General features: G+C 38.8%; 26 protein-coding genes. 4 read left to right on the forward strand and 22 right to left on the reverse strand.

Going from position 1 to position 23,814, the window contains the following annotated elements:
- Positions 1-46: 46 nt before the first annotated feature.
- Both ABNR88_RS02100 and ABNR88_RS02105 read left to right on the forward strand, forming a co-directional pair.
- Positions 47-670 (forward strand): hypothetical protein, encoded by a 624-nt coding sequence (locus tag ABNR88_RS02100; protein WP_053952091.1) that lies wholly within the window; start codon positions 47-49, stop codon positions 668-670.
- Between the two features lie 49 nt (positions 671-719).
- The gene (locus tag ABNR88_RS02105; protein WP_053952092.1) at positions 720-1,013 is read left to right on the forward strand and encodes a ribbon-helix-helix domain-containing protein; all 294 of its coding nucleotides are present in this window, start codon (positions 720-722) and stop codon (positions 1,011-1,013) included.
- A 90-nt stretch (positions 1,014-1,103) separates the two neighbouring features.
- On the opposite strand, the gene ABNR88_RS02110 is transcribed toward ABNR88_RS02105, so the two are convergent.
- From ABNR88_RS02110 to ABNR88_RS02135, 6 genes are all read right to left on the reverse strand, one after another.
- Positions 1,104-1,346 carry a thioredoxin family protein gene (locus ABNR88_RS02110; protein WP_291925762.1) on the reverse strand — a complete coding sequence of 81 codons (243 nt, stop codon included), beginning with the start codon at positions 1,344-1,346 and terminating at the stop codon, positions 1,104-1,106.
- A gap of 33 nt (positions 1,347-1,379) precedes the next feature.
- Positions 1,380-1,673 (reverse strand): hypothetical protein, encoded by a 294-nt coding sequence (locus ABNR88_RS02115; RefSeq protein ID WP_291925765.1) that lies wholly within the window; start codon positions 1,671-1,673, stop codon positions 1,380-1,382.
- A gap of 10 nt (positions 1,674-1,683) precedes the next feature.
- Positions 1,684-2,742 (reverse strand): permease, encoded by a 1,059-nt coding sequence (locus ABNR88_RS02120; protein WP_291925770.1) that lies wholly within the window; start codon positions 2,740-2,742, stop codon positions 1,684-1,686.
- Between the two features lie 73 nt (positions 2,743-2,815).
- Positions 2,816-3,349, reverse strand: coding sequence for a sigma-70 family RNA polymerase sigma factor (locus tag ABNR88_RS02125; RefSeq protein WP_291925773.1), 534 nt, complete (start codon positions 3,347-3,349; stop codon positions 2,816-2,818).
- Between the two features lie 11 nt (positions 3,350-3,360).
- Entirely contained in the window at positions 3,361-4,278 is a 918-nt protein-coding gene (locus ABNR88_RS02130; RefSeq protein ID WP_291925775.1) for an MBL fold metallo-hydrolase, read from the reverse strand.
- Between the two features lie 8 nt (positions 4,279-4,286).
- Entirely contained in the window at positions 4,287-5,189 is a 903-nt protein-coding gene (locus ABNR88_RS02135) for a sulfurtransferase (RefSeq protein ID WP_291925778.1), read from the reverse strand.
- Between the two features lie 467 nt (positions 5,190-5,656).
- On the opposite strand from ABNR88_RS02135, the gene ABNR88_RS02140 reads away from it, so the two are divergent.
- Together ABNR88_RS02140 and ABNR88_RS02145 are read left to right on the forward strand one after the other, a co-directional pair.
- On the forward strand, positions 5,657-7,576 hold the full coding sequence (locus tag ABNR88_RS02140) for a M3 family metallopeptidase (RefSeq protein ID WP_291925780.1): 1,920 nt from the start codon (positions 5,657-5,659) through the stop codon (positions 7,574-7,576).
- A 36-nt stretch (positions 7,577-7,612) separates the two neighbouring features.
- The gene (locus ABNR88_RS02145; RefSeq protein ID WP_291925783.1) at positions 7,613-7,828 is read left to right on the forward strand and encodes a hypothetical protein; all 216 of its coding nucleotides are present in this window, start codon (positions 7,613-7,615) and stop codon (positions 7,826-7,828) included.
- A gap of 48 nt (positions 7,829-7,876) precedes the next feature.
- On the opposite strand, the gene fabF is transcribed toward ABNR88_RS02145, so the two are convergent.
- The 16 genes from fabF to ABNR88_RS02225 form a co-directional block, all read right to left on the reverse strand.
- Positions 7,877-9,115: a beta-ketoacyl-ACP synthase II gene (fabF, locus tag ABNR88_RS02150; RefSeq protein ID WP_291925785.1), complete on the reverse strand. Its 1,239-nt coding sequence runs from the start codon at positions 9,113-9,115 to the stop codon at positions 7,877-7,879.
- A gap of 81 nt (positions 9,116-9,196) precedes the next feature.
- On the reverse strand, positions 9,197-9,424 hold the full coding sequence (gene acpP / locus ABNR88_RS02155; RefSeq protein WP_053952101.1) for an acyl carrier protein: 228 nt from the start codon (positions 9,422-9,424) through the stop codon (positions 9,197-9,199).
- Between the two features lie 84 nt (positions 9,425-9,508).
- Positions 9,509-10,195 carry a 7-cyano-7-deazaguanine synthase QueC gene (gene queC, locus ABNR88_RS02160; protein ID WP_291925792.1) on the reverse strand — a complete coding sequence of 229 codons (687 nt, stop codon included), beginning with the start codon at positions 10,193-10,195 and terminating at the stop codon, positions 9,509-9,511.
- Positions 10,188-12,071: a DNA topoisomerase IV subunit B gene (parE, locus tag ABNR88_RS02165; RefSeq protein ID WP_291925795.1), complete on the reverse strand. Its 1,884-nt coding sequence runs from the start codon at positions 12,069-12,071 to the stop codon at positions 10,188-10,190. The genes queC and parE overlap by 8 nt, the downstream gene beginning before the upstream one ends.
- Before the next feature lie 92 nt (positions 12,072-12,163).
- Complete coding sequence (gene groL / locus ABNR88_RS02170; protein ID WP_291925797.1) at positions 12,164-13,795, reverse strand: chaperonin GroEL; 1,632 nt, start codon at positions 13,793-13,795, stop codon at positions 12,164-12,166.
- 14 nt (positions 13,796-13,809) lie between these two features.
- On the reverse strand, positions 13,810-14,097 hold the full coding sequence (locus ABNR88_RS02175; protein WP_291925799.1) for a co-chaperone GroES: 288 nt from the start codon (positions 14,095-14,097) through the stop codon (positions 13,810-13,812).
- 50 nt (positions 14,098-14,147) lie between these two features.
- A complete protein-coding gene (rpoH, locus tag ABNR88_RS02180) occupies positions 14,148-14,990 on the reverse strand; it encodes an RNA polymerase sigma factor RpoH (RefSeq protein ID WP_291925801.1) in 843 nt (280 codons plus the stop codon).
- A gap of 40 nt (positions 14,991-15,030) precedes the next feature.
- Positions 15,031-15,636 carry a guanylate kinase gene (gene gmk, locus ABNR88_RS02185; RefSeq protein ID WP_348669908.1) on the reverse strand — a complete coding sequence of 202 codons (606 nt, stop codon included), beginning with the start codon at positions 15,634-15,636 and terminating at the stop codon, positions 15,031-15,033.
- Positions 15,636-15,905 (reverse strand): oxidative damage protection protein, encoded by a 270-nt coding sequence (locus ABNR88_RS02190; RefSeq protein ID WP_291925805.1) that lies wholly within the window; start codon positions 15,903-15,905, stop codon positions 15,636-15,638. The genes gmk and ABNR88_RS02190 overlap by 1 nt, the downstream gene beginning before the upstream one ends.
- A complete protein-coding gene (murJ, locus tag ABNR88_RS02195; RefSeq protein ID WP_291925807.1) occupies positions 15,902-17,431 on the reverse strand; it encodes a murein biosynthesis integral membrane protein MurJ in 1,530 nt (509 codons plus the stop codon). The genes ABNR88_RS02190 and murJ overlap by 4 nt, the downstream gene beginning before the upstream one ends.
- A gap of 14 nt (positions 17,432-17,445) precedes the next feature.
- Positions 17,446-18,243, reverse strand: coding sequence for an acyl-ACP--UDP-N-acetylglucosamine O-acyltransferase (lpxA, locus tag ABNR88_RS02200; protein WP_291925810.1), 798 nt, complete (start codon positions 18,241-18,243; stop codon positions 17,446-17,448).
- A gap of 32 nt (positions 18,244-18,275) precedes the next feature.
- On the reverse strand, positions 18,276-18,719 hold the full coding sequence (fabZ, locus tag ABNR88_RS02205; RefSeq protein ID WP_291925816.1) for a 3-hydroxyacyl-ACP dehydratase FabZ: 444 nt from the start codon (positions 18,717-18,719) through the stop codon (positions 18,276-18,278).
- A 2-nt stretch (positions 18,720-18,721) separates the two neighbouring features.
- Positions 18,722-19,720, reverse strand: coding sequence for a UDP-3-O-(3-hydroxymyristoyl)glucosamine N-acyltransferase (gene lpxD / locus ABNR88_RS02210; RefSeq protein ID WP_348669911.1), 999 nt, complete (start codon positions 19,718-19,720; stop codon positions 18,722-18,724).
- A 20-nt stretch (positions 19,721-19,740) separates the two neighbouring features.
- Positions 19,741-22,026, reverse strand: coding sequence for an outer membrane protein assembly factor BamA (bamA, locus tag ABNR88_RS02215; RefSeq protein WP_348669912.1), 2,286 nt, complete (start codon positions 22,024-22,026; stop codon positions 19,741-19,743).
- A gap of 13 nt (positions 22,027-22,039) precedes the next feature.
- The gene (rseP, locus tag ABNR88_RS02220; RefSeq protein ID WP_291925828.1) at positions 22,040-23,377 is read right to left on the reverse strand and encodes an RIP metalloprotease RseP; all 1,338 of its coding nucleotides are present in this window, start codon (positions 23,375-23,377) and stop codon (positions 22,040-22,042) included.
- A 5-nt stretch (positions 23,378-23,382) separates the two neighbouring features.
- Positions 23,383-23,736, reverse strand: a complete 354-nt coding sequence (locus ABNR88_RS02225; protein WP_291925829.1) for a DUF971 domain-containing protein — start codon at positions 23,734-23,736, stop codon at positions 23,383-23,385.
- Between the last annotated feature and the right edge of the window lie 78 nt (positions 23,737-23,814).

The raw sequence follows: 23,814 nt of genomic DNA on the forward strand, positions 1-23,814 counted from the left end.
TAATTAGGGCGGCAATATTTCAACTAGAAAAATTATATTGGTCTTTATGGTACTTATCTTTTTAGGTGGTCCCATAAAGGCCAATTCTATTATTGGTATAAAACAAGTGTCTTTAATTGAATATGATGAGCAACTATGTAGTTCAGAGCTGGTTATTATTAGAGGCGATCTTGCAAAGCTAACCAAAATAACAACGCCTGAATTATATAAAAAAGGGTTAAAAATCCGAATAGATGGAGCTTTTAGAACACTTAACTGGATTTGCAGAGGGGTTATTGATAATAACCTCAATGTTTCATATTTATTTAAAGAGTTAGAGCAATTGTTTATAGCAAAAAAGTTTCAAGAGTTGTATTTGAAGCTTGATTTTTTAATAAAAAAATATCCACTAAATCTTGATCAATACTTACCAGGTAGCGCATCAAAAAAAGATACAAAGGTTGGGATGAAAATTTATCAGCATTATTGCCACGGCTGTCATTTGAGCCATAACGACCAAATAAAGATGCCAGCATTATCATTAGAGATAATGGCTAAAAATCTTTCATCTGAAGAGTTTATTGCGCGTATGATTGCCGGAGTTAAGGGTAATGGTGTAATTGCGCTAAGAAACCCTTTGAGTCGTAAAGATATTTCCAGTATTTATAGCTATTTACTGTATAAAGAATAAATTACAACAGCATGATGTCCTGTCATCACATTTTTTTAGGTAGTTAAATATGTCCACATTATTTTCTGATCGTAAACTTAAGCACTTGTTTAACGTTTGCTCAACTGAACAAGTAAAAGAGTTCGTCCCACTTAAGAGAAGTATTCGCATACATGGGCATGGTACGACCATTAGACTGGAAGAAGCTTATTGGACAGTTTTAGAGCAAATGGCGGAAGATGAAGAGTTGTCATTGGCAAAATTGCTGGAGCTGATTAGCGACACCTGTTTAGTGGCAAATGATAAAAACCTTGCCTCTTGTTTGCGAGTATTATGTTTAAAGTATATTAATATTTATTATTAGCACACTTTAGCAACTCCTCTTGCGCCTTTATTGCATTTCCCAGACATATGTAGAGGGCTATTCTCACTACTTTAGTAATTTTAGATTTTATTAAAAATTATCACTAAGCCAGTCATTAATTATTGTGCGATCAGGTATGCCACCAGAATGAACGACTTTATCATTAATTACTACAGCTGGAGTCGACATCACACCATAGCCAACAATCTCACTCATCTCTTCAACTTTAATTAGGTTAATTTTAATATCTTTGGCTTCTGCCGCCGTTTTTATCAATTCTAGGGTGTTTTTACAGTTAGCACATCCTGTGCCCAACACTTTTATTGTTTGCATTTTGACTTCCTTATTAAAAAATTAATTTCATTTTCAGCAGCATGGAGTTCCGTTATCTGTTGATGAGCAGCAGCTTTGCGCTGTACTATTAGGTTGTTTTGTATTTGAAGCTTTAGGGTCTAATGCGTTATCAAAAGCAAGGTCTGTTTTTTGCGCTGCTTCATCACGAATGTGCCTAGCTATTTCAATTGCCATGTCGATCTGTTTTTCAGTAATACCCATTGAACGTAATTTTTTCAGTTGACACCGTCCCATAGCAGGGTGATTGCTGGCAATGCCTGATGCGAGTGATACCAATGCCACGATAGATGGATGTAGTTCTGTCATAATTTTCTCCTTATAAAATACTATTAAATATAAAACCAACCAGCAAAATTCCACTGGCAACAATACTGACGAAAGTAGCAATTAGTTTAGTTTTTAGCACTTTTCGTAATATTAAAATCTCTGGCAATGATAGGGCGATGACACTCATCATAAATGCTAAGGTAGTGCCTAATGCCGCACCTTTGCCGATTAACACTTCAACGATTGGAATTACTCCAGCTGCACTCGTATACATAGGCATTCCTAATGCCACAGCTGCAGGAACTGACCACCAGGCATCCTTACCCATAATGGAAGTCATAAAGTCTTCAGGGACGAAGCCGTGAATGATTGCACCTACAGCTATTCCTATAACAACATAAAACCAGATTTTATATATAATCTCTTTTACGTAATTCCATCCAGCATTAAATCTAGATTCCCAGCTCATCAATGCGTTATTTACTGGAAGATCTTTTCCTATATGAATATCATGTACCCAGTCCTGTAAATCATTTTCCATTTTCAAATGTCCAATAATCATTCCAGAAACTATAGCAATGGTCAGGCCAAGACCTAGATAAAGTACCGCAACCTGCCAGCCAAATAATCCAAACAAAAGGATCAGTGCAATTTCATTCACCATAGGGGCTGCAATAAGAAAAGAAAAAGTCACGCCTAGTGGCACTCCAGCAGATAAAAAACCGATAAATAATGGAACTGCAGAACAGGAGCAAAATGGAGTTACAATGCCTAAACTTGCCGCCAAACTATTTCCAACTCCCAGGCGTCTTCCTGCCAATAAGGAGCGTGTGCGTTCTGGTGAAAAAAAGGTTTGAACTATTCCCATAAAGAAGACCACGCCGGCCAATAGCAACATAATTTTAGGGGTGTCATAGAAAAAGAAGTGTATTGCTTCACCAGTATGTGAGCTGCGATCATAACCTGTTAAGGATAAAATAAAATCTGCAAAAGGAATAAGCTGTGAATAAGTATAAAACCAGGTTGGAATGGCTAGACTAATTGCGCCAATCCAGTAGAATAGCGCATTACTCTTTTGTTGAGAAGTGTCAATTGTTGCGTTGCTCATGTTAATCTCCTTGATACCAAGAAGACGATTAAGACGCAAAAAAGATGCAGGTAAGATAAGGTAAGTTTTATTTTTATTTACACTTAGGGTCAAAGCAGCATACGTTACCCATGTCATCTAATACAATTTTGCATGCGGTGTGAAGCTCTTGCTTTAGGCGTTTACGTGCACGTTGAATACGAGATTTGGTAGCGACGAGACTTAAGTTATTAAGTTTGGCAAAATTAGTCTGACTCACCCCTTCAAGATCACATTGATTAATAATTTCTCGGTCATCATCAGATAAATGTTTTAATGCTGTCGGTAAGCATTTTGATAAATGAACAACAGGGGTGTCCCTGCCTTCGCTAATTATTTCTGGATACTGCTCATCCACTTCATCATGATTTTTATGAGTTCGATGGTAATCAATAAGACGGTTTTTAGTTACCCGAAATAGCCAAGCTCGAGTATTGCTTAAATTGCAAAAATCATCACGCTTGATTAGCGCTTTTACAAATACATCTTGTAATAAATCTTCGGCTGTGGAGTGGTCAGAAATTCTACTATATAGAAAATATCTAAGCTCATTTTCGTACTGGTCCCAGGCTTTAGTGATGCATTTCATACATGGATACTCTACTCAGACTCAAATTGTAAAAAAGTACGGTGTATATTTCGCCTATGCCAACCATCGAAGTTCTTTAATGATTTAAATTTAGATGCTGTTGATAACTGATCAATTGTTTCGTCGAGCTCAAGCCATTCTTTTTGAGCAGCTGTTACGCCTTTAACTAAATAATCAAGATAGTCAATAGTTTGTGCTTTAGCTTTTTTCCAATCTGCGGCGTACCCATGGCCAGGAATGACATGTTTTGCATTTAATTTGGCTAGCTGGTGTACAGATTTTTGCCACTCTTTTACAGAGCTAAAGGGATGAATGCCAAGCATGCGGTCGAGAAAAACAAAGTCACCACTGAACAGCACTCTTTGCTGTGGTAGCCAAAGCACTCCATCACCTGGAAAATGCCCATTACCCGGCCAAATTAATTCAAAGTCAACCCCGCCAAGGTTGAAGAGATTGTTATCTTTGTTATAGGTTTGACCAGCGTGCATTGGGTTGATGGTTTTAATTGACTCTCCAGACGTTGATTCAAGGCGATTAAGATGATCTTTTGTATGGTGTTCTTGAGTTTTTACAGTTTTTGATAAAGCCAGTACTTTTGCACCGCGCTTTACAAAATAACTATTGCCTAACCAATGATGATCTTGCGCACCTATATTAACAACCCAGAGAATAGGTTTTGAAGTTATTTCTTGAATTGCCTGATGAATAACCTTAGCACCCGCAGGCATAGCACCAGAACCAATTAGCACAACCCCCTTATCAGTAACAACAAAACCGACAGTATTGTTCGAGCCAAAGTTTTTTTCAGTTCTTGGACCTGTTTCGCCGACTAAAGCATAAATATTATTATGGACTTTTTGTGTTTCTAAAGAAAATACAGGTGTTGAGAAAACAGAAATAAGCGTACCCAATAAAAGCAAGAACCTCATATTAAACCCTACAAAGAGAAAGTATCATCAAATGGCTTGTCACCTTTAACTGTTGGCAAGTCTAGCCAATTACCCCATTGTGACCAGCCCCCGTCATATAGCTTTACATTCTTATAGCCTAATGATTTAAGCTGTAAGTATGCACTACTCATACGGAATCCATCATCACAATAAACAATAATTGATTGGTCTTTAGAGACTGATTGATACAACTCTTTCATGGTATCTTCATCTAGCCAAGTTTGTGAAGCACTGTCAGTGCCATCCATGCTAACTATATTAATTGCGCCAGGTATATGACCCTCTTGAACTCCATGGGAACTTGAGCCTGCATAGCGTTCAGGAGGCCTAGCATCAATCAAAGTTGTTTCATTGTCTCGTGGCCCTGTAATAACATCGTACACATCTGGGAATCTCACAAACATAGAACTGTCAGCCTCTTTTAATACAATATTGCTCGGCTTGCGTGCTGGAGAGATTTCGGTTGTCATATCTTCAAATGTGGCCCAACCGATGGTGCCACCATCTAAAATTTTTAGTTGTGAGTCACTAAAGCCATATAATTTTAGTAAAACCCATAAACGCGATGCAGTGACAGTACGAGTATCATCATAAATAACAATTGTGGAATCAGACTGAACACCCCAGCGGCGTAAAGTTTTCTGAAATTGCTCCCGAGATGGAAAGCGAGTCACTGTGAGTGAGTTATTATCAGCCAAGTCTTTAAATCGCTTTACCTGAATTGCACCAGGAATATGTCCAACAGTAAAATAGCGGTGTGGCTCGTAGCGCACTTCTAGAACTACCGTTTTATCACCTTCTATGTTCTCTGCTAACCAATCTGAATCAACCAAAAAACTTCTGTCTGCTTGTGCATTGCCCATCATCAAGCCAAAAAGAAAAATACTCATTGTTATTATTTTCACAAAATTCCTCCAAAATATAGATATATTAATTGTACCTTGATAAGTAGACGAACAAAGTAGGGTAAAGATGCAGTAAATATTAATTATTTTTTACATTTAGTTATATTGTAATTTGATTCCAAGTGCAAGGTAAGCGCTATTGATTTGATAAACTGCAATAGTTCGTTAATTTTGGACACATTTTTAGTGTCTTATGAGTGTCAGCTTAATCAATAAAAGTTTAACCACATTTTCACTACGCCTGTCATAAATATAGCTAAATACAGGCTGGAGTGGATCATTAAAACGCTGCTGTATAGCTATATTTAACTATATAATACGTTTTAAGTTGGATTCGAATCCCTCTCTCTCCACCAAATTACTTGCTGTTTTAATAGCGTCCTTTGTTGATTTTTTAGAATCTCTATGGACAATATTAAAGCATCTATCCAATTGCTTACACAAAGGTAATCATGAATCTTATACCAAATTTCAAACCTGAAAACATTGTTCAATCTATTGAAAACATTACTAAAAAAGGGTTTGAGGTTGTCTCTTCGGCTGAAAAGGGTGGCAACTGGGATGAGGTAATTACTGCTACAGATAATTTTGAGTGTGAGCTGGGTCGATTAACTAGCGTTAATTCTCATTTAAATGCGGTGATGTTTAGTGATGAGTTTAATACTCAGTATGAGCAAACTCTGCCCATTATTACCAATTTTTATTCAGATATTTCCAGTAATAAAGCACTCTATACAGCTTACAAAAACCTGAAAAATACTGATTTAAATGAACAGCAGCAGCATATTTTGCAAGAATCTATCGATGGTTTTGAGCTTTCTGGTGTTGGGCTGGAGGGTGAAGACTCTAAGCGCTTTAAAGCTATTAAAGAACAATTAAGCTTGCTCAGTAATCAGTTTTCTAAAAATTCTCTTAAAGCTACCAATGAATGGATAAAGATTGTCGAATTGGAGGAGTTAAAGGGTTACAGTGAAACTGAGCTGGCCAAGATTAAAACAGACAAAGGTTATGAGCTTAACTTGCAAATGCCAGTATATATGGATGTTATGACTTATCTGGACAATCGAGAGCTTAGAGAGGAGGTTTACCGGGCCTATGCATCTCGAGCTTCAGAGGTGGGTATCACCTCAGTTGATTTTGACAATAAAGCAATCATGGATGAAATTCTTGCGCTAAGACAAGAAATGGCTGATATTCTAGGATTTAAGAATTATGCTCAACTCTCTATTGAGTCAAAAATGGTGGAGAGCGTTGATCAAATTTTAGAATTTTTAACAAATTTGGTTCAAAAATCAAAGTCACAAGCGCAAGCAGAGTTTGACGAATTATCTCAGTTTGCAGGCATAGTGTTACAACCTTGGGATTTGGGTTTTTATAGTGAGCAGTTAAAGGCGAAAAAGTTTGGTTTTAAAAAGTCAGACTTAACCCCTTATTTTCCTGAACAAAAAGTACTGGAAGGCTTATTTTCTACGATTGAAAGTTTGTACAAGGTAAAGGTTCAGCAAATAGATGAGTCGAGTTATCATAATGATGTTCGTGTATTGGAAATAACAAGCAATAACCAACTGATTGGAAAAATTTATCTAGATCTATACGCTAGAAAAGATAAGCGTGGCGGAGCTTGGATGGCAGACTATCAGCCTCTTATTGGGAATGAAAAGCCCATTGCATTTGTCGTTTGTAATCTTAACTCTCCGAGTAAAGGTAAGCCAGCTTTGTTTGAATTTGACGAGATAGTGACTATATTCCATGAATTTGGCCATGCGCTACACCATGTGTTAACCAAGGTGAAGTATCCTTGTGCAGCCGGCATTTCTGGTGTTCCTTGGGATGGGGTTGAATTGCCAAGCCAATATATGGAGTTCTTTTGCTATGAGCGATCGGTGATTGACAAAATGTCTGAACATGTTGAGACTCAAAAATCTTTGCCTGATGAATTATATAACAAGCTAATCGCATCTAAAAATTTCCAATCAGCCATGGGTATGTTGCGTCAGTGTGAATTTTCTCTATGGGATTTACAAACGCACTTAGGCAAGTGTGATACTTATGAGGTTTTAACACAGGTTCGCCAGCAAACGGCACTCATGTCAGCTATTGATGAAAACCGATTTTTAAACACCTTTGGCCATGTTTTTTCTGGCGGATATGCGGCGGGTTATTTCAGCTATAAATGGGCAGAGGTGTTGGCGGCTGATGCTTATTATTATGTGCAAGAGCATGGCGGTATTGGTTCAGATGCATCACTTGATTTTTTACACCATATCCTGGAAACAGGTGGAAGTCAGGACTTTATGGATAGCTATAAAGCCTTTAGGGGTAAAAAACCAGAGATTAATGCGCTGTTACAAGCCAATGGCATTGTGATTTAGGTACAATGCTTTTTATTATTTTTCAAGGAAAAGACAATGATTAAATTTATCTTAAGTGTTATTATTATTCTGGCTTTAATTGGTGGTGCAATTCAGTTTGTTTCTACAGCGGAAAGTTGGGCGTTAGTGGTTAATAAAGAAGCGGCATTAAGTAGCATTCAAAATGGTGCGATGGCCGTTTATGAATTCTTCATGGGTTTGATTGCAGATGCTGATCAAATTAAAGGAGTAGATCTTGTAGTTGATAAATAATCACAAGATATTATGATAAAAATGCCCAACTTAATGTTGGGCATTTTTTTACACTTTAGAAAGTAAGATACTGCCGTTTGTGCCACCAAATCCAAAAGAGTTGGAAATAGCGTGATCGATTTTCATTTGTCGAGCTTCATTGGCACAATAATCTAAATCACAATTTTCATCTTGATTGATAATGTTAATAGTTGGTGGCACCACTTGATCTTTAATAGCAAGCGCGGTAAAAATAGCTTCAATACCACCAGCAGCGCCAAGTAAGTGTCCAGTCATGGATTTAGTCGAGCTCATCACTAAGTTATAAGCATGATCACCTAATGCAAGCTTAGCGGCGTCTGTTTCGGCTTGATCACCTGCAGGTGTTGAAGTACCATGTGCATTGATATAATCAATTTGTTCGGTATTGATGCCGGCATTACGCATGGCATTCTTCATGCAACGCGCAGCACCTTCGCCACCTTTTGAAGGTAGAGTCATGTGATAGGCGTCACCACTCATGCCGTAGCCTGAAACTTCTGCATAAATTTTGGCACCACGCGCCTTGGCATGCTCAAACTCTTCAAGTACGACAACGCCTGCACCATCGCCCAAAACAAATCCGTCACGATCCTTATCCCAAGGGCGTGAGGCTGTTGCTGGATCATCGTTGCGAGTAGAGAGTGCACGCGCAGCTGCAAAACCACCTAAGCCACAATTGGTGGTTGACATTTCAGCGCCACCGGCAATCATTACGTCTGCATCGCCATATTCAATTAGACGTGATGCATCGCCAATATTGTGCGTGCCAGTTGTGCAAGCTGTCACAATGGCAAAATTTGGCCCTTTAAGGCCATATTTGATTGATAGGTTGCCAGAGATCATGTTGATGATTGAAGAGGGGACAAAGAAAGGTGAGATGCGTTTAGCGCCTTTTTCTCTGAATAGGTCAGCTGTTTTTTCAATTGTTCCTAAGCCACCAATGCCGGCACCAATAGCAACACCAATACGCTCAGCATTTTCTTCGGTAACTTCAACACCACAATCTTCAAAAGCTTGAATACCAGCCGCCATGCCATAATGAATGAAAGTATCCATTTTTTTGGCATCTTTAGGTTTTAGATAATCAGTAATATCAAAGTCTTTAACCGAACCACCAAAAGTTACAGACTGACCCTCGGTTTCAATATTGGTTAGAGAATTAATGCCGGACTTGCCTGCAAGAATATTACTCCAAGATTGCTCAACCGTGTTACCAACAGGAGAAACGATACCCATACCAGTAATTACAACTCTTCTTTTGCTCATAATGTCACTGTATTAAAAAAATAAAAAAGGCGCTTAATTCCAAGAAGAAAGCGCCTTGTTGTTTAGCAAGCTAAACGGAAATTACAAATTGTTATTAACGTAGTCAATGGCTTGTTGAACTGTTGTAATGTTTTCTGCTTGATCGTCAGGGATTTCACAGTCAAACTCTTCTTCAAGAGACATTACTAACTCAACAGTATCTAGAGAGTCTGCACCTAAGTCATCGATAAATGAAGCGTTATTATCAATATCACCACTTACGTCTAATTGCTCAGATACAACTTTTTTAACTCTTTCCTCAATGCTCATTTGTTACTTCCTGTTTGGTTTAATAAAGTTATTATTTTATCGATTATTGACCGCAAAACAAGACTAAATTGCAAAAAATATGAATTAAGCCTGATAACGAGTTGGATCTTTTATTTTTGCTTCAAAAAAGCCTATTTTGCGGTATTCGCAGGCGTCGCAAACGCCACAGGCTTCCCCGTTTTCATTGGCTTGATAACAGGTAGTGGTGTTGGCATAATCAACACCTAGCGCCACTCCTTGCTGAATGATTTGAGCCTTGCTCAGATTTATTAACGGGGTTTGTATGTTAATCTTTTGCCCCTCAACGCCTTGTTTGGTGGCAAGGTTTGCCATAACTGAAAAAGCATCAATGTATTCTTGTCTGCAATCTGGATAGCCAGAGTAATCTAGTGCATTGACACCAATAAAAATATGTTGGCAATCAAGCACTTCACTCCATGCTAATGCATAAGATAAAAAAATCGTATTTCTAGCAGGAACATAGGTGATGGGGATTTCGTCACTTTCTTTAAAATCGGGTACATCGATGTTGTCATCGGTTAGTGCTGATCCACCAATATCTGACAAAGATATTTTCATAATTCTATGCTCAGTTGCATTGAAAATTTTAGCAACATTAGCGGCAGTAACCAGCTCAGATTTTTGTTTTTGACCATAATCGAAGCTGAGTGCAAAACACTCAAAACCTTGGGATTTTGCGATGGCGAGTGTGGTGGTTGAATCCAACCCTCCAGAAAGCAAGACAACGGCTTTAGGTTTGGCGTCAGACATTGGCCAAATTACCTTTTTCTTCTAGCCATTGTTTGCGATCAGGTGCACGTTTTTTGCTCAGAAGCATGTCCATGGTTTGTTCAACTTGCAGTGGGTTGTCGAGCGTTAGCTGAATTAAACGTCTAGTATCCGGCAGCATGGTGGTTTCTCTGAGTTGTGCAGGGTTCATTTCACCCAAGCCTTTAAAGCGCTGAACTTGAATTTTAACGCGTTTATTTTCAGATTCGATTTTGCGAATAATGCTATCACGCTCGCCATCATCTAGGGCGTAATGCACCTGCTTGCCAGCATCGATACGATATAAAGGTGGCATAGCAACATAAATATGCCCCTCTTTAACTAATTTTGGAAAATGTTTAACAAATAAGGTGCAGATGAGTGTGGCAATATGAGCACCATCTGAGTCAGCATCGGCCAAAATACAGATTTTTCCATATCTTAAATTTGACAAGTCCTCGCAAGCAGGCTCAAGCCCTATGGCAACACTAATATCATGTATTTCATTACTGGCCAGTACTTGTTCTGAGTCAACTTCCCAGGTGTTTAGAATCTTACCTCTAAGCGGTAGAATAGCTTGATATTCCTTGTCTCGTGCTTGTTTAGCAGAGCCGCCAGCTGAGTCACCTTCAACTAAAAATACTTCAGTTTGAGAGAGGTCGGTGCTGGTGCAATCTGATAATTTTCCGGGTAGGGCGGGGCCACTAACAATTTTTTTACGGACAATTTTTTTGTTAGTTTTAAGCCGTGACTGGGCATTTAAAATAGCCAGTTGGGCGATTTGTTCAGCCACGTCAGTATGCTGATTAAGCCACAGACTAAAGGCGTCTTTGACCACGTTAGATACAAAAGCGGCACACTCTCTTGATGACAGTCTTTCTTTAGTTTGACCTGAAAACTGAGGGTCTAAAATTTTAATCGAAAGCACGTAAGCAATTCGCTGCCAAACATCATCTGGGGTGAGTTTAATGTTTTTTGGAATGAGATCTCTGAATTCACAGAACTCTTTGAGTGCATCAGTCAAACCTGAGCGTAAACCATTAACATGCGTGCCGCCATTAATTGTAGGAATAAGGTTGACATAACTTTCAGCAACAACGTTGGTATTGTATTGAGTCCAAGCCAATGAACAATTCAACTGTTGCTCATCTGAAGAAAAATTAACCACAAAAGGTTTTTCAGGGAGATTGTCTAGCCCGTCAAGCGCCATTGATAGGTAATCTTTCAAGCCTTCTTGATACATCCATTTATCGGTAGTATCATCAATTTCATTATAAAAATTAACTTCTAGACCTGGACATAAGACTGCTTTAGAGCGTAAATTATGGCGTAGTTTTGTGGCAGAAAATTTGGCGGTATCAAAGAATTGAGCGTCTGGTGTAAATCTTACCTTGGTGCCTGTGTTGCGCTTTCCAACACTGGAAATAACCTCTAATTCGGTTTTTTTAGATCCATTTGAGAAGCTAATATGGTGCTCTTTAGCATCCCGTTTAATCCAAATTTCTACCAAAGTGGAGAGTGCGTTAACCACTGAAATGCCTACACCGTGTAAGCCACCAGAAAATTGGTAAGAATCATTGGAGAATTTACCACCTGCATGGAGCTTGGTTAGAATAACCTCAACACCTGACTGACCCTCGCCAGCATGCATATCGACTGGCATGCCACGACCATTATCTTCAACTGAAAGAGAGCCGTCTTTATACAGGACAACGTTAATTTTATTTGCATGCCCTGCAACCGCTTCATCGACACTATTGTCAATCACTTCTTGAGCTAAATGATTTGGGCGCTCGGTTTCAGTATACATACCAGGGCGCTTTCTAACAGGCTCTAGACCAGTTAAAACCTCAATGGAGGAAGAATCGTAATTACTCATTTTTTATGCCTACCCAAGAATATATCTGCCAAGTATCATACCAAAAAAAAGCCCCGTAAAACGGGGCTTTTTAATTGCTATTAGCGGCTGATTTACATCATGCCACCCATACCACCCATGTCCGGTGCAGCAGGTGCTGCAGTTTCTTGAGGAGTATCAGTAATCATAGCTTCTGTTGTGATCATTAGGCCAGAAATACTTGCTGCATGTTGCAAAGCTGCACGCGTTACTTTGGTTGGGTCTAGAATACCCATTTCAAGCATATCGCCATAAGCTTCGCTACCAGCATTGAATCCATAATTACCTTCACCATTGGCAACGTTGTTAAGTACAACAGAAGCTTCACCACCACCATTAGAAACAATTTGTCTTAGTGGCGATTCCATTGCACGCTTCAGAATTTGTATACCAATATCTTGGTCGTGGTTATCACCTTTAAGATCAGCCATTGCGCTAATTGCGCGGACTAAAGCAACACCACCACCTGGTACAACACCTTCTTCTACAGCAGCTCGAGTTGCATGCAATGCATCATCAACACGATCTTTCTTTTCTTTCATTTCAACTTCAGTTGCAGCACCAACTTGGATAACAGCAACACCACCAGAAAGCTTAGCCAAGCGCTCAAGTAGCTTTTCTTTATCGTAATCAGAAGTAGTTGTTTCAACTTGTGCCTTAATTTGAGCAACACGACCATCAATAGTCTCTTTACTACCAGCACCATCAACAACAACCGTATTGTCTTTACCAACTTCTACGCGCTTTGCATTGCCCAAATGTTGTTCAGTAACCGCTTCAAGTGACAAGCCAACCTCTTCAGAAACAACCTCACCACCTGTTAGGATTGCTAAGTCTTGTAAAATTGCTTTACGACGATCACCAAATCCTGGCGCCTTGACTGCAGCAACTTTAACGATACCTCGCATATTATTAACGACAAGTGTTGCTAGAGCTTCACCTTCGATATCTTCAGCAACAATCAATAAAGGACGGCCTGATTTTTGAGCGATTTCTAAAGTCGGCAATAAGTCACGGATATTTGAAATTTTTGAATCGTGTAGCAATACAAATGGCTGATCAAGATCAGCTGTCATTGCATCTTGATTATTTACAAAGTATGGAGATAGGTAACCACGATCAAATTGCATACCTTCAACTACTTCTAGTGCGTTATCAAAGCCTGAGCCTTCTTCCACAGTGATAACACCTGCCTGTCCAACTCGTTCCATTGCTTCGGCAATAATGTCGCCAACAGAAGAATCTGAGTTAGCAGAAATTGTACCCACTTGAGCAATTGCCTTTGTATCGTTGCAAGGCTGAGAAAGCTCGCGTAATGCGCTAACGGCAGCTTCGGTTGCTTTATCAATGCCTCGCTTAAGATCCATAGGATTCATGCCTGCTGCTACAGATTTAACACCTTCTACAACTAATGCTTGCGCTAGTACGGTTGCAGTTGTTGTTCCGTCACCAGCAATATCGTTGGTTTTAGAGGCAACTTCTTTAACCATCTGCGCACCCATATTTTCAAATTTGTTCTCAAGTGTAATTTCTTGAGCAACTGAAACACCGTCTTTGGTGATATGAGGCGAGCCAAATGAACGGTCAATAACAACATTTCTACCTTTTGGACCTAGTGTTACTTTAACTGCGTTAGCTAACATGTTAACGCCATCTAGCATTAAGTTTCTAGCGTCTGAACTAAATTTAATATCCTTTCCTGACATGATTTTATTCTCCTTTAATCAATGATTGCCACAATGTCATCTTCGCGCATCACTAGAAGAGATTCGCCATCCGACTTAATTTCTGATCCTGCAAATTGGCCAAATATAACGCTATCACCAACTGCTACTTCCAACTCAACAATACTGCCATTGCTCGTTATTCTGCCTTTACCTACGGCTACAATTTCACCTTGAGAGGGTTTTTCAGTAGCTGAATCTGGAATAATTAAGCCACTTGCAGTTGTTTTTTCTTCTTCTATTCTACGAACAATCACACGGTCGTGAAGGGGACGGATATTCATTTTTTCTCCTGATTAATGAATGATAAATTTAAAGCTAATGTTTGAAAAAATTAAATAGAAGATTCTTCTAGATTTAATTTAATTTTTTGCATGGCTTTGTTTTCAAGTTGGCGAACTCTTTCTGCAGAAACACCATACTTGTCTGCTAGAGTATGTAGGGTTGTTTTTTCTTCTTTCAAGTATCTAGACTGCAAAATATCCAAACTTCTTTCATCAAGTGAAGAAAGTGCTTTGTAGAGTTGTTGTTGTTGATTTTTTTGAGTATCGTTAGCTAATAATAGCTGCTCGGGTGTTTGTGTATCTTCATTGGTCAGATATTGCTCTGGTGCATTTGAATCCTCATCGTCAGAATTTTCAAACGCCACATCATTAAATTGCAGGCGAGACTCCATCTCCAACACATCTTTACGCCTAACACCTAAATCTTGCGCAATTTGATCGGCTTGGTCATTATTTAAAGAATTGTATATTTTTGATTTGGCTTGTTTTAATTTGAAAAACAATTTACGCTGAGCTTTTGTCGTTGCTACTTTGACAATTTTCCAATTTTTAAAAATAAACTCATGAATTTCAGCGCGAATCCAATATACGGCAAATGAAGCTAAGCGTACGTTTTTATGAGGGTTGAAGCGTTTAACCGCTTTCATCAAACCGATAGTGCCTTCTTGTATTAAGTCTGCTTGTTCAAGGCCGTAGCCTTTGTAACCGTGCGCAATAAAGGCAACAAAACGCATATGTGATAAGACTAACTGCCTTGCTGCGCTTAAATCGTGATTTTCGTATAGCTTGATGGCCAAATCATGTTCCTGCTCAGCGGTGAGTATCGGGGGGTATTTTTGAACACCTAGTGCACCTGAAGTGCTTGCTATCGGTAGGGCGAACTCTGAACTCATTTAAAAAAAGATTAATATAATTAGGAAGTAATATTATAGGTTAAATCAATGAGTTAAGCAAGGATTGATACCTTATTGTTTGTTGAGAAAGTTGCAGACGATGAGTGTGGATTATTTTTGATAAATCCTCTAGCGCCACTTCAAAATCATCGTTAATCACTAGGTAGTCAAATTCATTGTAATGCTGCATTTCGCTAACGGCATCACGCATGCGTCTATCAACAATGCTTTGGTCATCTTGACCTCGATCAGTTAGACGTTCTCGCAATGCTGATTCAGAGGGTGGCAAAATAAATATGCCAATGGCATTGGTAAATGATTCTTTCACTTGCCTAGCACCTTGCCAATCAATCTCTAAAATAACATCTGTGCCTGTATCTAGCAAGTCTTTAACGGTTTGTTTGGCACTACCGTAATAATTGTCAAATACTTGTGCAGATTCAATAAAGCCATTTTCCTGATTGATTTGATCAAACTCTTGCTTTGAGACAAAAAAGTAGTTTTTACCATGCTCTTCACCAGGGCGTGCATCACGTGTTGTGTGAGAAACTGATACACACAAATTTTTAGTTTTTTCAATAAGCGCCTTGACCAGAGAGGTCTTGCCACAGCCTGAAGGTGCGGCTACAATAAATAAATTAGCCATTATGATTGTGGTGTATAGCCTTGAACATCATCAGCACCTTCCTCTGAAAAGAAGAATTTATCCATTTGCTCTTTTAGGTATTTCTGCGCATTAGGATCCATCATGCTTAAGTTATTTTCATTGATAACCATAGTTTGATGATCAAGCCATTGTTGCCAGCCTTGTTTAGAGACATTGGCTAAAATTCTTTGGCCTAGCTCGCCTGGGTAGGGTGCGCGATCTAGCGCTTCAAGTTCTTGGTTAAGTTTGACACACTGTACGGTATTCATAATTTTTTCATCCTAACGCCTAATACTCTTAGGCTTAAAAAATAAATGAACGCTGACAAACAAACAGTGGTGATAAGCATACTAACTCTAGATAATGCATCTGCATTAACATAAACACTCTGTGTTTGATCAAAGTTCAAAATAAAGAGCACCATTATAAAGCTTGCCATTAAAACTTTAAAAAGCATTTTGATTAAATCTTGAGAAAAAGTAAAGATTGATTGTTTTTTTAAATAATAATACAAAAGTGAGCCATTGAGTAGGGCGGAAATTGAGGTAGCAATCGCCAAGCCAACGTGGTCAAAGTAATAGCCAAGAATACCATTTAAAACTACATTGGAAAGCATGGCGATAACGCCAGCTTTAACGGGCGTTCTAGTGTCGCCTCTGGCTAGAAAAACTGGTGCCAGAATTTTAACCATAATAAAAGCAACCAGACCTGAGCCATAGGCTATTAAGCTAAGAGAGGATTGATGCGCGGCAAATACACTAAATTTATCGTATTGAAACAAGGTGATGATCAGCGGTTCGGCAAGTAGTATCAATCCTGCACAAGCGGGCAAAGCTAAAATCAAGCCAATTTTTAATGCATAATCAATGGTTCGAGTAAATTGTTTGGTGTCTTTGTTTGCATAGTGCTTACTAAGCTTAGCCAATGCAACAGTTGCTAAAGCGATACCAATAAGCGCTAAAGGTAACTCCAATAAACGATCCGAATAGTACAACCAAGAAACACTACCACTAACCAAAACCGAGGCGATCATGGTGTCAATTAGCAGATTTATCTGCGAGACTGACACACCAAATAAAGCCGGCAACATGCGTTTTTTAAGTTTTTTAACCGCTTTATGATCGCCTCGAACAAGTTTGGGTAATTTTCGAATTTTAATTAAAAATGGAATTTGAAAGGCCAGTTGCAATAAACCGCCAATTAGCACACCCCAGGCAAGTGCCATAATCGGCTCATCTAGGTGTTGCGATAAATAAACACTGGATAAGATCATAGAAATATTGAGCAATACTGGTGTAAATGCAGGCACTGCAAATTTATCATAAGTATTTAAAATACTGCCAGAAAGGGCGGTTAACGATATGAGTAAAAGATAAGGAAAAGTGATGCGTAGCATGTCTGATGCGAGGTTAAATTTGGTCAAATCCTCATCAAAATAAAAACCCCAGGCAAATACAAAGATAACCACTGGCGCAATAACAACCGTGATTAGGGTGATAATAATTAGTACGATTAGGAATTTGGTACTAATGTGGTTAATGATGTTTTGAACTTCTTCTTGAGTTTCCTGAGCCTTGGCTTCTGCCAAAATAGGGACAAAAGCTTGAGAAAAGGCACCTTCACCAAACAGCCTTCTGAGAAAATTAGGTATGCGAAAGGCTACTAAAAACGCGTCAGTTAAGCCATTTGCACCAAAATATTTAGCAATAAAATAATCTCGTACTAAGCCCAAAATTCTAGATAAGAAAGTCATGCTAGTGACAATACCGCTTGACTTTAGAAAATTTTTATCCATTAATAGGAAAGACTTTATTCCTCGACAGGGCCACGCATAATGCCCACTTTTGAGCCGCGAATACAGTTAACAAACTGCATAACCTCAGGACTATCAGACTCTGAAGCTTCTAATTCTTGAAGCATTTGATCTAATAGTCGGCCTGTTGACTCTCTGTATACTACTTTAAAGGCACGCTTGATTGAGGCAATTGCGCTTGATGAAAAACCGCGTCTACGCATCCCCTCGGCATTAATACTTCGAACTCGAGTTGGAGTTCCAGAGGCCACCATATAGGCTGGAATGTCTTTGTTTACTTGACAACCCATGCCGATGTAGGTGTGGATACCAATCATGCAAAATTGCTTAACTAGGGTAAAGCCTCCTAAAATCGCCCAATCAAAAACCTTAACATGTCCGGCTAGTGAGGCATTGTTAGACATGATTACATGATCGCCAATATGACAATCATGGGCAATATGAACATAAGCCATCAACATGTTATTGGAGCCAACTCGAGTTAACGATTGTTCTTTTTCGGTGCCACGATTAATGGTGCAGAATTCACGAATTAAATTCTCATCACCAATGACTAGGTTGGATTCTTGCCCCTCTTCGTAGGTAATATCTTGAGGGTCACCGCCAATAGAGGCAAATGAATAAATATGGTTATTTTTTCCAATTTTGGTAGGGCCTTGGACCACTGCGTGAGACTCAATGATGGTTCCAGCACCAATCTCAACATTCGCACCAATTACTGCGTAAGCGCAAATCTCTGCACTTTTATGAACTTTTGCACTTGGGTCAACAATTGCACTCGGATCTATAGCCACATGATTCTCCTCAAGAATTTTTGGTTATTATTTTATTCTGCTGCTTTTTGCGTACACATAAGTTCAGCAGTTGTCACTACTTTACCATCTACCAGCGCTCTACATTTAAATTTCCAGATGCCACGCTTAACCGTCATCACTTCCACTTCTAGGCGTAGTTGGTCACCTGGCTCAACCATACGCTTAAAGCGCACTTTGTCAACACCAACCAACATATAAATCTGCCCATCAATGGGCTTTCCAACTTCTGATTTAAACGCCAAAATTCCCGTTGCTTGTGCCAATGCTTCTACAATTAAAACACCTGGCATAATAGGCTGTGAAGGGAAGTGACCAGTGAATTGAGGCTCGTTAAAGGTGACATTTTTCAAGGCCACCAAGGTCTTTCCAATTTCAATCTCTAAAACACGATCAATCAGTAAAAAAGGGTAGCGGTGTGGTAGGTAATTTTTAACGTCCTGAATATTCATTTCCATAATTATTTTCCTTTTAAATGAGAGAGTTTGATATTTAAATATTGCGTGATTTTATCAAGTTTTGTTAGCCAAACACCAATAATCTGCCATTTTTTATGAGGCATTAACGGCATAATCCCGGTATACATGCCGGCTACTGTAATATTTTTATCAATGGTACTTTTAGCATTCACAATGACATCATCACAAATGCTCAAATGGCCAACAACACCTACCATGCCGCCAATCATACAGCGCTTTCCAATTTGTGTACTGCCTGCAATGCCAGTGCATGCAGCAATCGCGGTGTCTTCACCAATAATAACATTATGAGCGATATGCACAAGATTATCAAGGCGAACTCCTTGATGAATATGGGTGTCTTCTAAAGTGCCACGATCTATCGTGGTATTAGCGCCAATATTAACTCGATCACCGATAATAACATTACCCAAATGAGCAATTGAATGCCAATGTTTGTGTTTATCTCTAGCATTGCCAAAGCCCTCAGAGCCAATTACAGCGCCAGATTCAATAACGGTATTATTACCAATGGTGGAGCCTTGAAGAATACTAACATTTGAACCAATAATGCAGTTGTCGCCAATTGAGCTGTTATCTTCAATAATGGTATTGGCGCCAATGATGGTGTTAATACCTAGCGAAGTGTTTTTACCAATACAACAGTTTGGTGCAATTGTAGCGTTATGTGTGTCGGCACTGGAGTGAATGCCACTAATGTGAATTACTTTTGGTTTAAACAGATGAGTTATTTGTGCAAAAGCCAAATACACATCTTCGACAATAATAGCGCTGGTGTTACAGTATTTTTGCAAGGATTTGCTAATAATAACAGCACTTGCTTGGGTGCTTGATAATTGCTCTTGATATTTTTCACTGACCACGTAGCTGAGTTGGTCAGATTTTGCACAATCAATACTGGCCAGACTGGTAATTTTTAGCTCGCCATCGCCAACTAATTCAGCATTAACAAGTTTGGCAATCTCCCCTAGTGTATGCATATTATCCTAGTACAGTATTTTTAAAAGCTGGTACCCAGTGTAAATTCAATGGTCTTGGTTTGATCATCTGTCTTTTTAACCAGAGGCTTGGCAGCGTAAATACCTAGAGGCCCAACCGGGGTTAACCATGAGAATGCAACACCGGCTGAAGCTCGAATCTGATCAAAACCAATATTGGATGCCTTTTCTTCAATAGCGCCCGTATCAATAAAGGCGCTCATACGCATATTTTTACTATCATTAATAAACTTCATTGGTGAGATAATTGATGTTCCAGCCAGCATAGAAAGCTCACCACCTTTTGCTGTTGTCGTTCCAGTATAGGTGGCACCTAACGAGTTAAAGTCAAAGCCTCTTACTGAGGATGAGCCACCTCCATAGTAGCGCTTAAAGAAAGGTAGTTCTTTATCACCATAGCCTTGTGCCAATCCTAAACTACCGTTTATTTTCCAGGTTAAATCATTGCCCAATGGGTAATAACTTTTATGTGAAGCATCAAGTTTGTAGTATTGAAAATCTGCAATCGGCAAGGTTAAATCAAGGCTCAGATTGTTTTTACTACCTTCAGTTGGATAATTAAAATTATCCAAAGTGTTATTAGACCAATTAAGATTGGTTTTAACTTCGGTTTTATCACCACTCGCACATTGGGTTACTTCTTGTGTTGCAAAGGTGGTGCCACAAGAAATATCGCGACTTGAAACCCTAATATCTGCACCAATGCGTGTCTTTTCAGTGATTGGAATGCCGTAGCCTAGACTAAAACCATTTTCATCAATTTTATATGAGGACACATCAAGGCTTGCACCATCAATAGATTTGGTAAAAATACCATAACTAATAGAGTGGCCATCTTCGGTAAAGTATGGATCAGCAAAATAAAAACTCATCTCTTGTACTGCCTCTGAATTAGAAAATGCAGCATTGAGTGTGTTGCCCGTGCCTAGGAAATTGTTTTCTTTAACACCCATATTAAATGAGGCGCCCGAGCTGTTTGAATGCGACAAACCAATTGAAAAGGTACCTGTTTTGGTTTCCTCCACACTAAAGTGTAGATTGATTTTATCGCTAAAGTTTTTGAGTTTCGAAACTTCCATTTTTACATCAGAGAAGAAGCCTAGACGCTTAATTTTCTTAATGGATTCATCTAGTTCGGTATTTGAGTACAAGCCGCCTTCGTTAATACCAATTTCACGACGGATAACTTCATCTTGAGTTCGGGTGTTGCCGACAATGGTGATACGATTAATATAGACTTTTTTATTAAGCGCGATGTCAATTTCTAGATCAATAATGTGTGAGTCAGTATTTTCTTTAGTAATTGGATTAATTTTAGCAAAAGCATAGCCTTGATCTGCAAACACATCGGTGATTGCCTGAATACTTTCAATAACTTTTTTACGTTCAAAAACGTCGTTAGTGTTAATGGTTAACAGCTCTTTTAACTCTTCAACAGACTGGTTAAGAAGGTCACCTGTAAAGCTGATAGCGCCTACTTTGTATTCGGCACCTTCACTAATTTGAATGTCAATATCAATGTTTTGCTTATCAGTTGATAGCTCAGTTTCGATTTTGTTAATTTTAAAATCTAAGTAGCCTGAATTAACATAAAGAGATTTCATGGCCTCAACACCGGCATCTAGCGCAACTTTTGAATAGTGGTCTTTTTCAGTAAAATAATTAATAATGAAAAAATCAGCTTCACCAATTTCGAATAAGTCAAGCAAATCATCTTCATCATGAATATTGCCACCTGTAATTTTCATTGAACCAATTCTAGCCACTTCACCTTCGTGAACATCCAGTTCAATACCAACACGATTTTGAGCGTCAGTCTCTATTTTTTTAGTGATTTTTATACCGTAATAACCTTTAGAAACGTAAGTAGATTCTAGTTGCTCAATAAGCTTATTGAGCTGACGTTTATTAAAAATCTTACCTTGAGATAAGTCCATATTCTTAAGGATTTGAGTCAGCCTTTCTTCATCGATAACTTTGTCTGAATAATTAAGAACATCAATATATTTGATGTGTGGATTTTCCTGAAGATTGATTTTTAAGATGCTATCCTTTTGAGAAACCTCAATATCTTTAAAGAAGTTAGTTTTGTACAAATCTCGAATAATCTGGCCAGAAACCTGATTGTTATAATCATCTCCTGTTTCAACCGGCAAATAGCTCAACACGGTTCCTCTAGAGATAGAGCTTAGGCCTAGTATTTCAATGCTTTTAATGGGGTCAGCAAGTGCTACAGAAGAGCTAATAATGCTGGCAGAAACTAAAATTTTAAGTAGCGATTTTTTCATAGAATTTATAAGATTATAATAAACGTATCAAGTCATTATACAGCGCAACAAGGGTTAATGACAAAATAACAAAGAGTCCAAATTTGGCGAATATTTGCTGTATAGAGTCACTCACAGGTGAGCCTTTGATAATTTCAAGCACATAGAAGAGTAAATGTCCGCCGTCTAGCAGGGGAATGGGGAGTAAATTTAGCAGGCCAAGGCCAATACTAATTAGCGCTAAAAAAGATAAGAAAGGTATCAGGCCAACCTCTGCACTTTTACCGGCATAATTAGCAATACTCACCGGACCGCTAATTTGATCCATTGAAGCCTCGCCAATAATCATTTTTTTGATCATTTTTAGGTTTAATACTGTTAATTGATAAACCTTGGATCCTGCAGAAATAAGCGCTTCAATCGGCTCTTTTTCAAGCACAACTTGCCAATCTTCCAAGTAATTCTCAGGCACCACAACACTGACACCAGCCTTAGGAGAGTTGTTGTACAGCTCTGGCGTTAGTGTCAGCATTAAAGTGGCGCCATTACGCTTAATCAGCAGATCAATAGGTTTAATAGGCTTGACTTGTATAGCAACAACAAAGTCCTGCCAAGTGCTAATTTTTTGAGCATTGGCGCTAAGCACCTCATCATTAGACCTTAATCCTGCTTTGCTGGCGGCAGAATTAGGCACAACTTGATCAATAATTGCAGGTAGTCTAGGCATTGCAAATTTAAACCCTAAATAGCGATCAAGCCCTTGCTCCGGATTAGCTAAAAAGTCATTTGTTAAATTAAGGGTGGTTGTTTTAAGATTTTCATGATTAGAGCGGGCTTGTATAACTAAAGGTTGATCTTCATCTGCTTGAATGAACTGAGTAGAAAATTCACTAATACTGGGCGTTGGAATGTTGTTAATACTAAGTAACTCATCACCTGCTTGTAAGCCCGCTTGATCAAAAAATCCTGATTCTGTAACAGATTCAACAATTGGCTTAATGCCACTTACGCCAGCAATAAAGATAAAGGTATAAAGAATAATGGCTAGCAAAAAGTTGGCAATTGGTCCTGCTGCAACAATGGCAAATCGCTTGTATACAGATTGCCTGTTAAAGGCGCGATGCTTTTCATCATCCGCAACTTGCGCTTCATTTTCATCCAGCATTTTAACAAAACCACCCAAAGGGATTGCGCACAGGGTGAATTCAGTTTCACCCCGTTGAAAAGATTTGATAACTTTGCCAAATCCTACAGAAAATCTAAGTATTTTGACGTTGAATTTTTTAGCCACCCAATAGTGGCCATACTCATGGATGGTAACCAAAATACCAATAGTGATGGCAAATGATAATAGAGCGGTTAAAAAGCCCATGTGAGCTATAGCTGAGTGTGAGAATGCCCCGCATCTTTAAGGCGTTTTAAGTAGGTTGTCCACAGAGATTCTTGATTTATAGCTAGCTTGTGCAGATGTGACCATGAATAAATACCACTATCATGTCCATCACTAAAAAATAGAATAATGGCATAATTGCCTGTAGGTGTAATCCGATCAATTTTTACATTCTCTTTATCTAGTTGCAAGGTTTCTTGACCAGGGCCATGACCAACCACCTCTGCTGAAGGTGAGTAAACTCTTAAGAACTCAGCACTTAATGGGTAGTCGATACCCTCAAAAGTCAAAGTTAATAGGTTTTTGTCTTTATTCAGAGTGATATTACTTGGTGTTTGCATGATTTTCCTTATGGATAAATATAGGCGATATTTTAGCAGAACTATCGTTTTCATTAACCTTTAGCTTTATAAGTGGAT

This window comes from uncultured Candidatus Thioglobus sp. (genome assembly GCF_963981275.1).
In the GTDB taxonomy this organism is placed as follows: domain Bacteria; phylum Pseudomonadota; class Gammaproteobacteria; order PS1; family Pseudothioglobaceae; genus Thioglobus_A.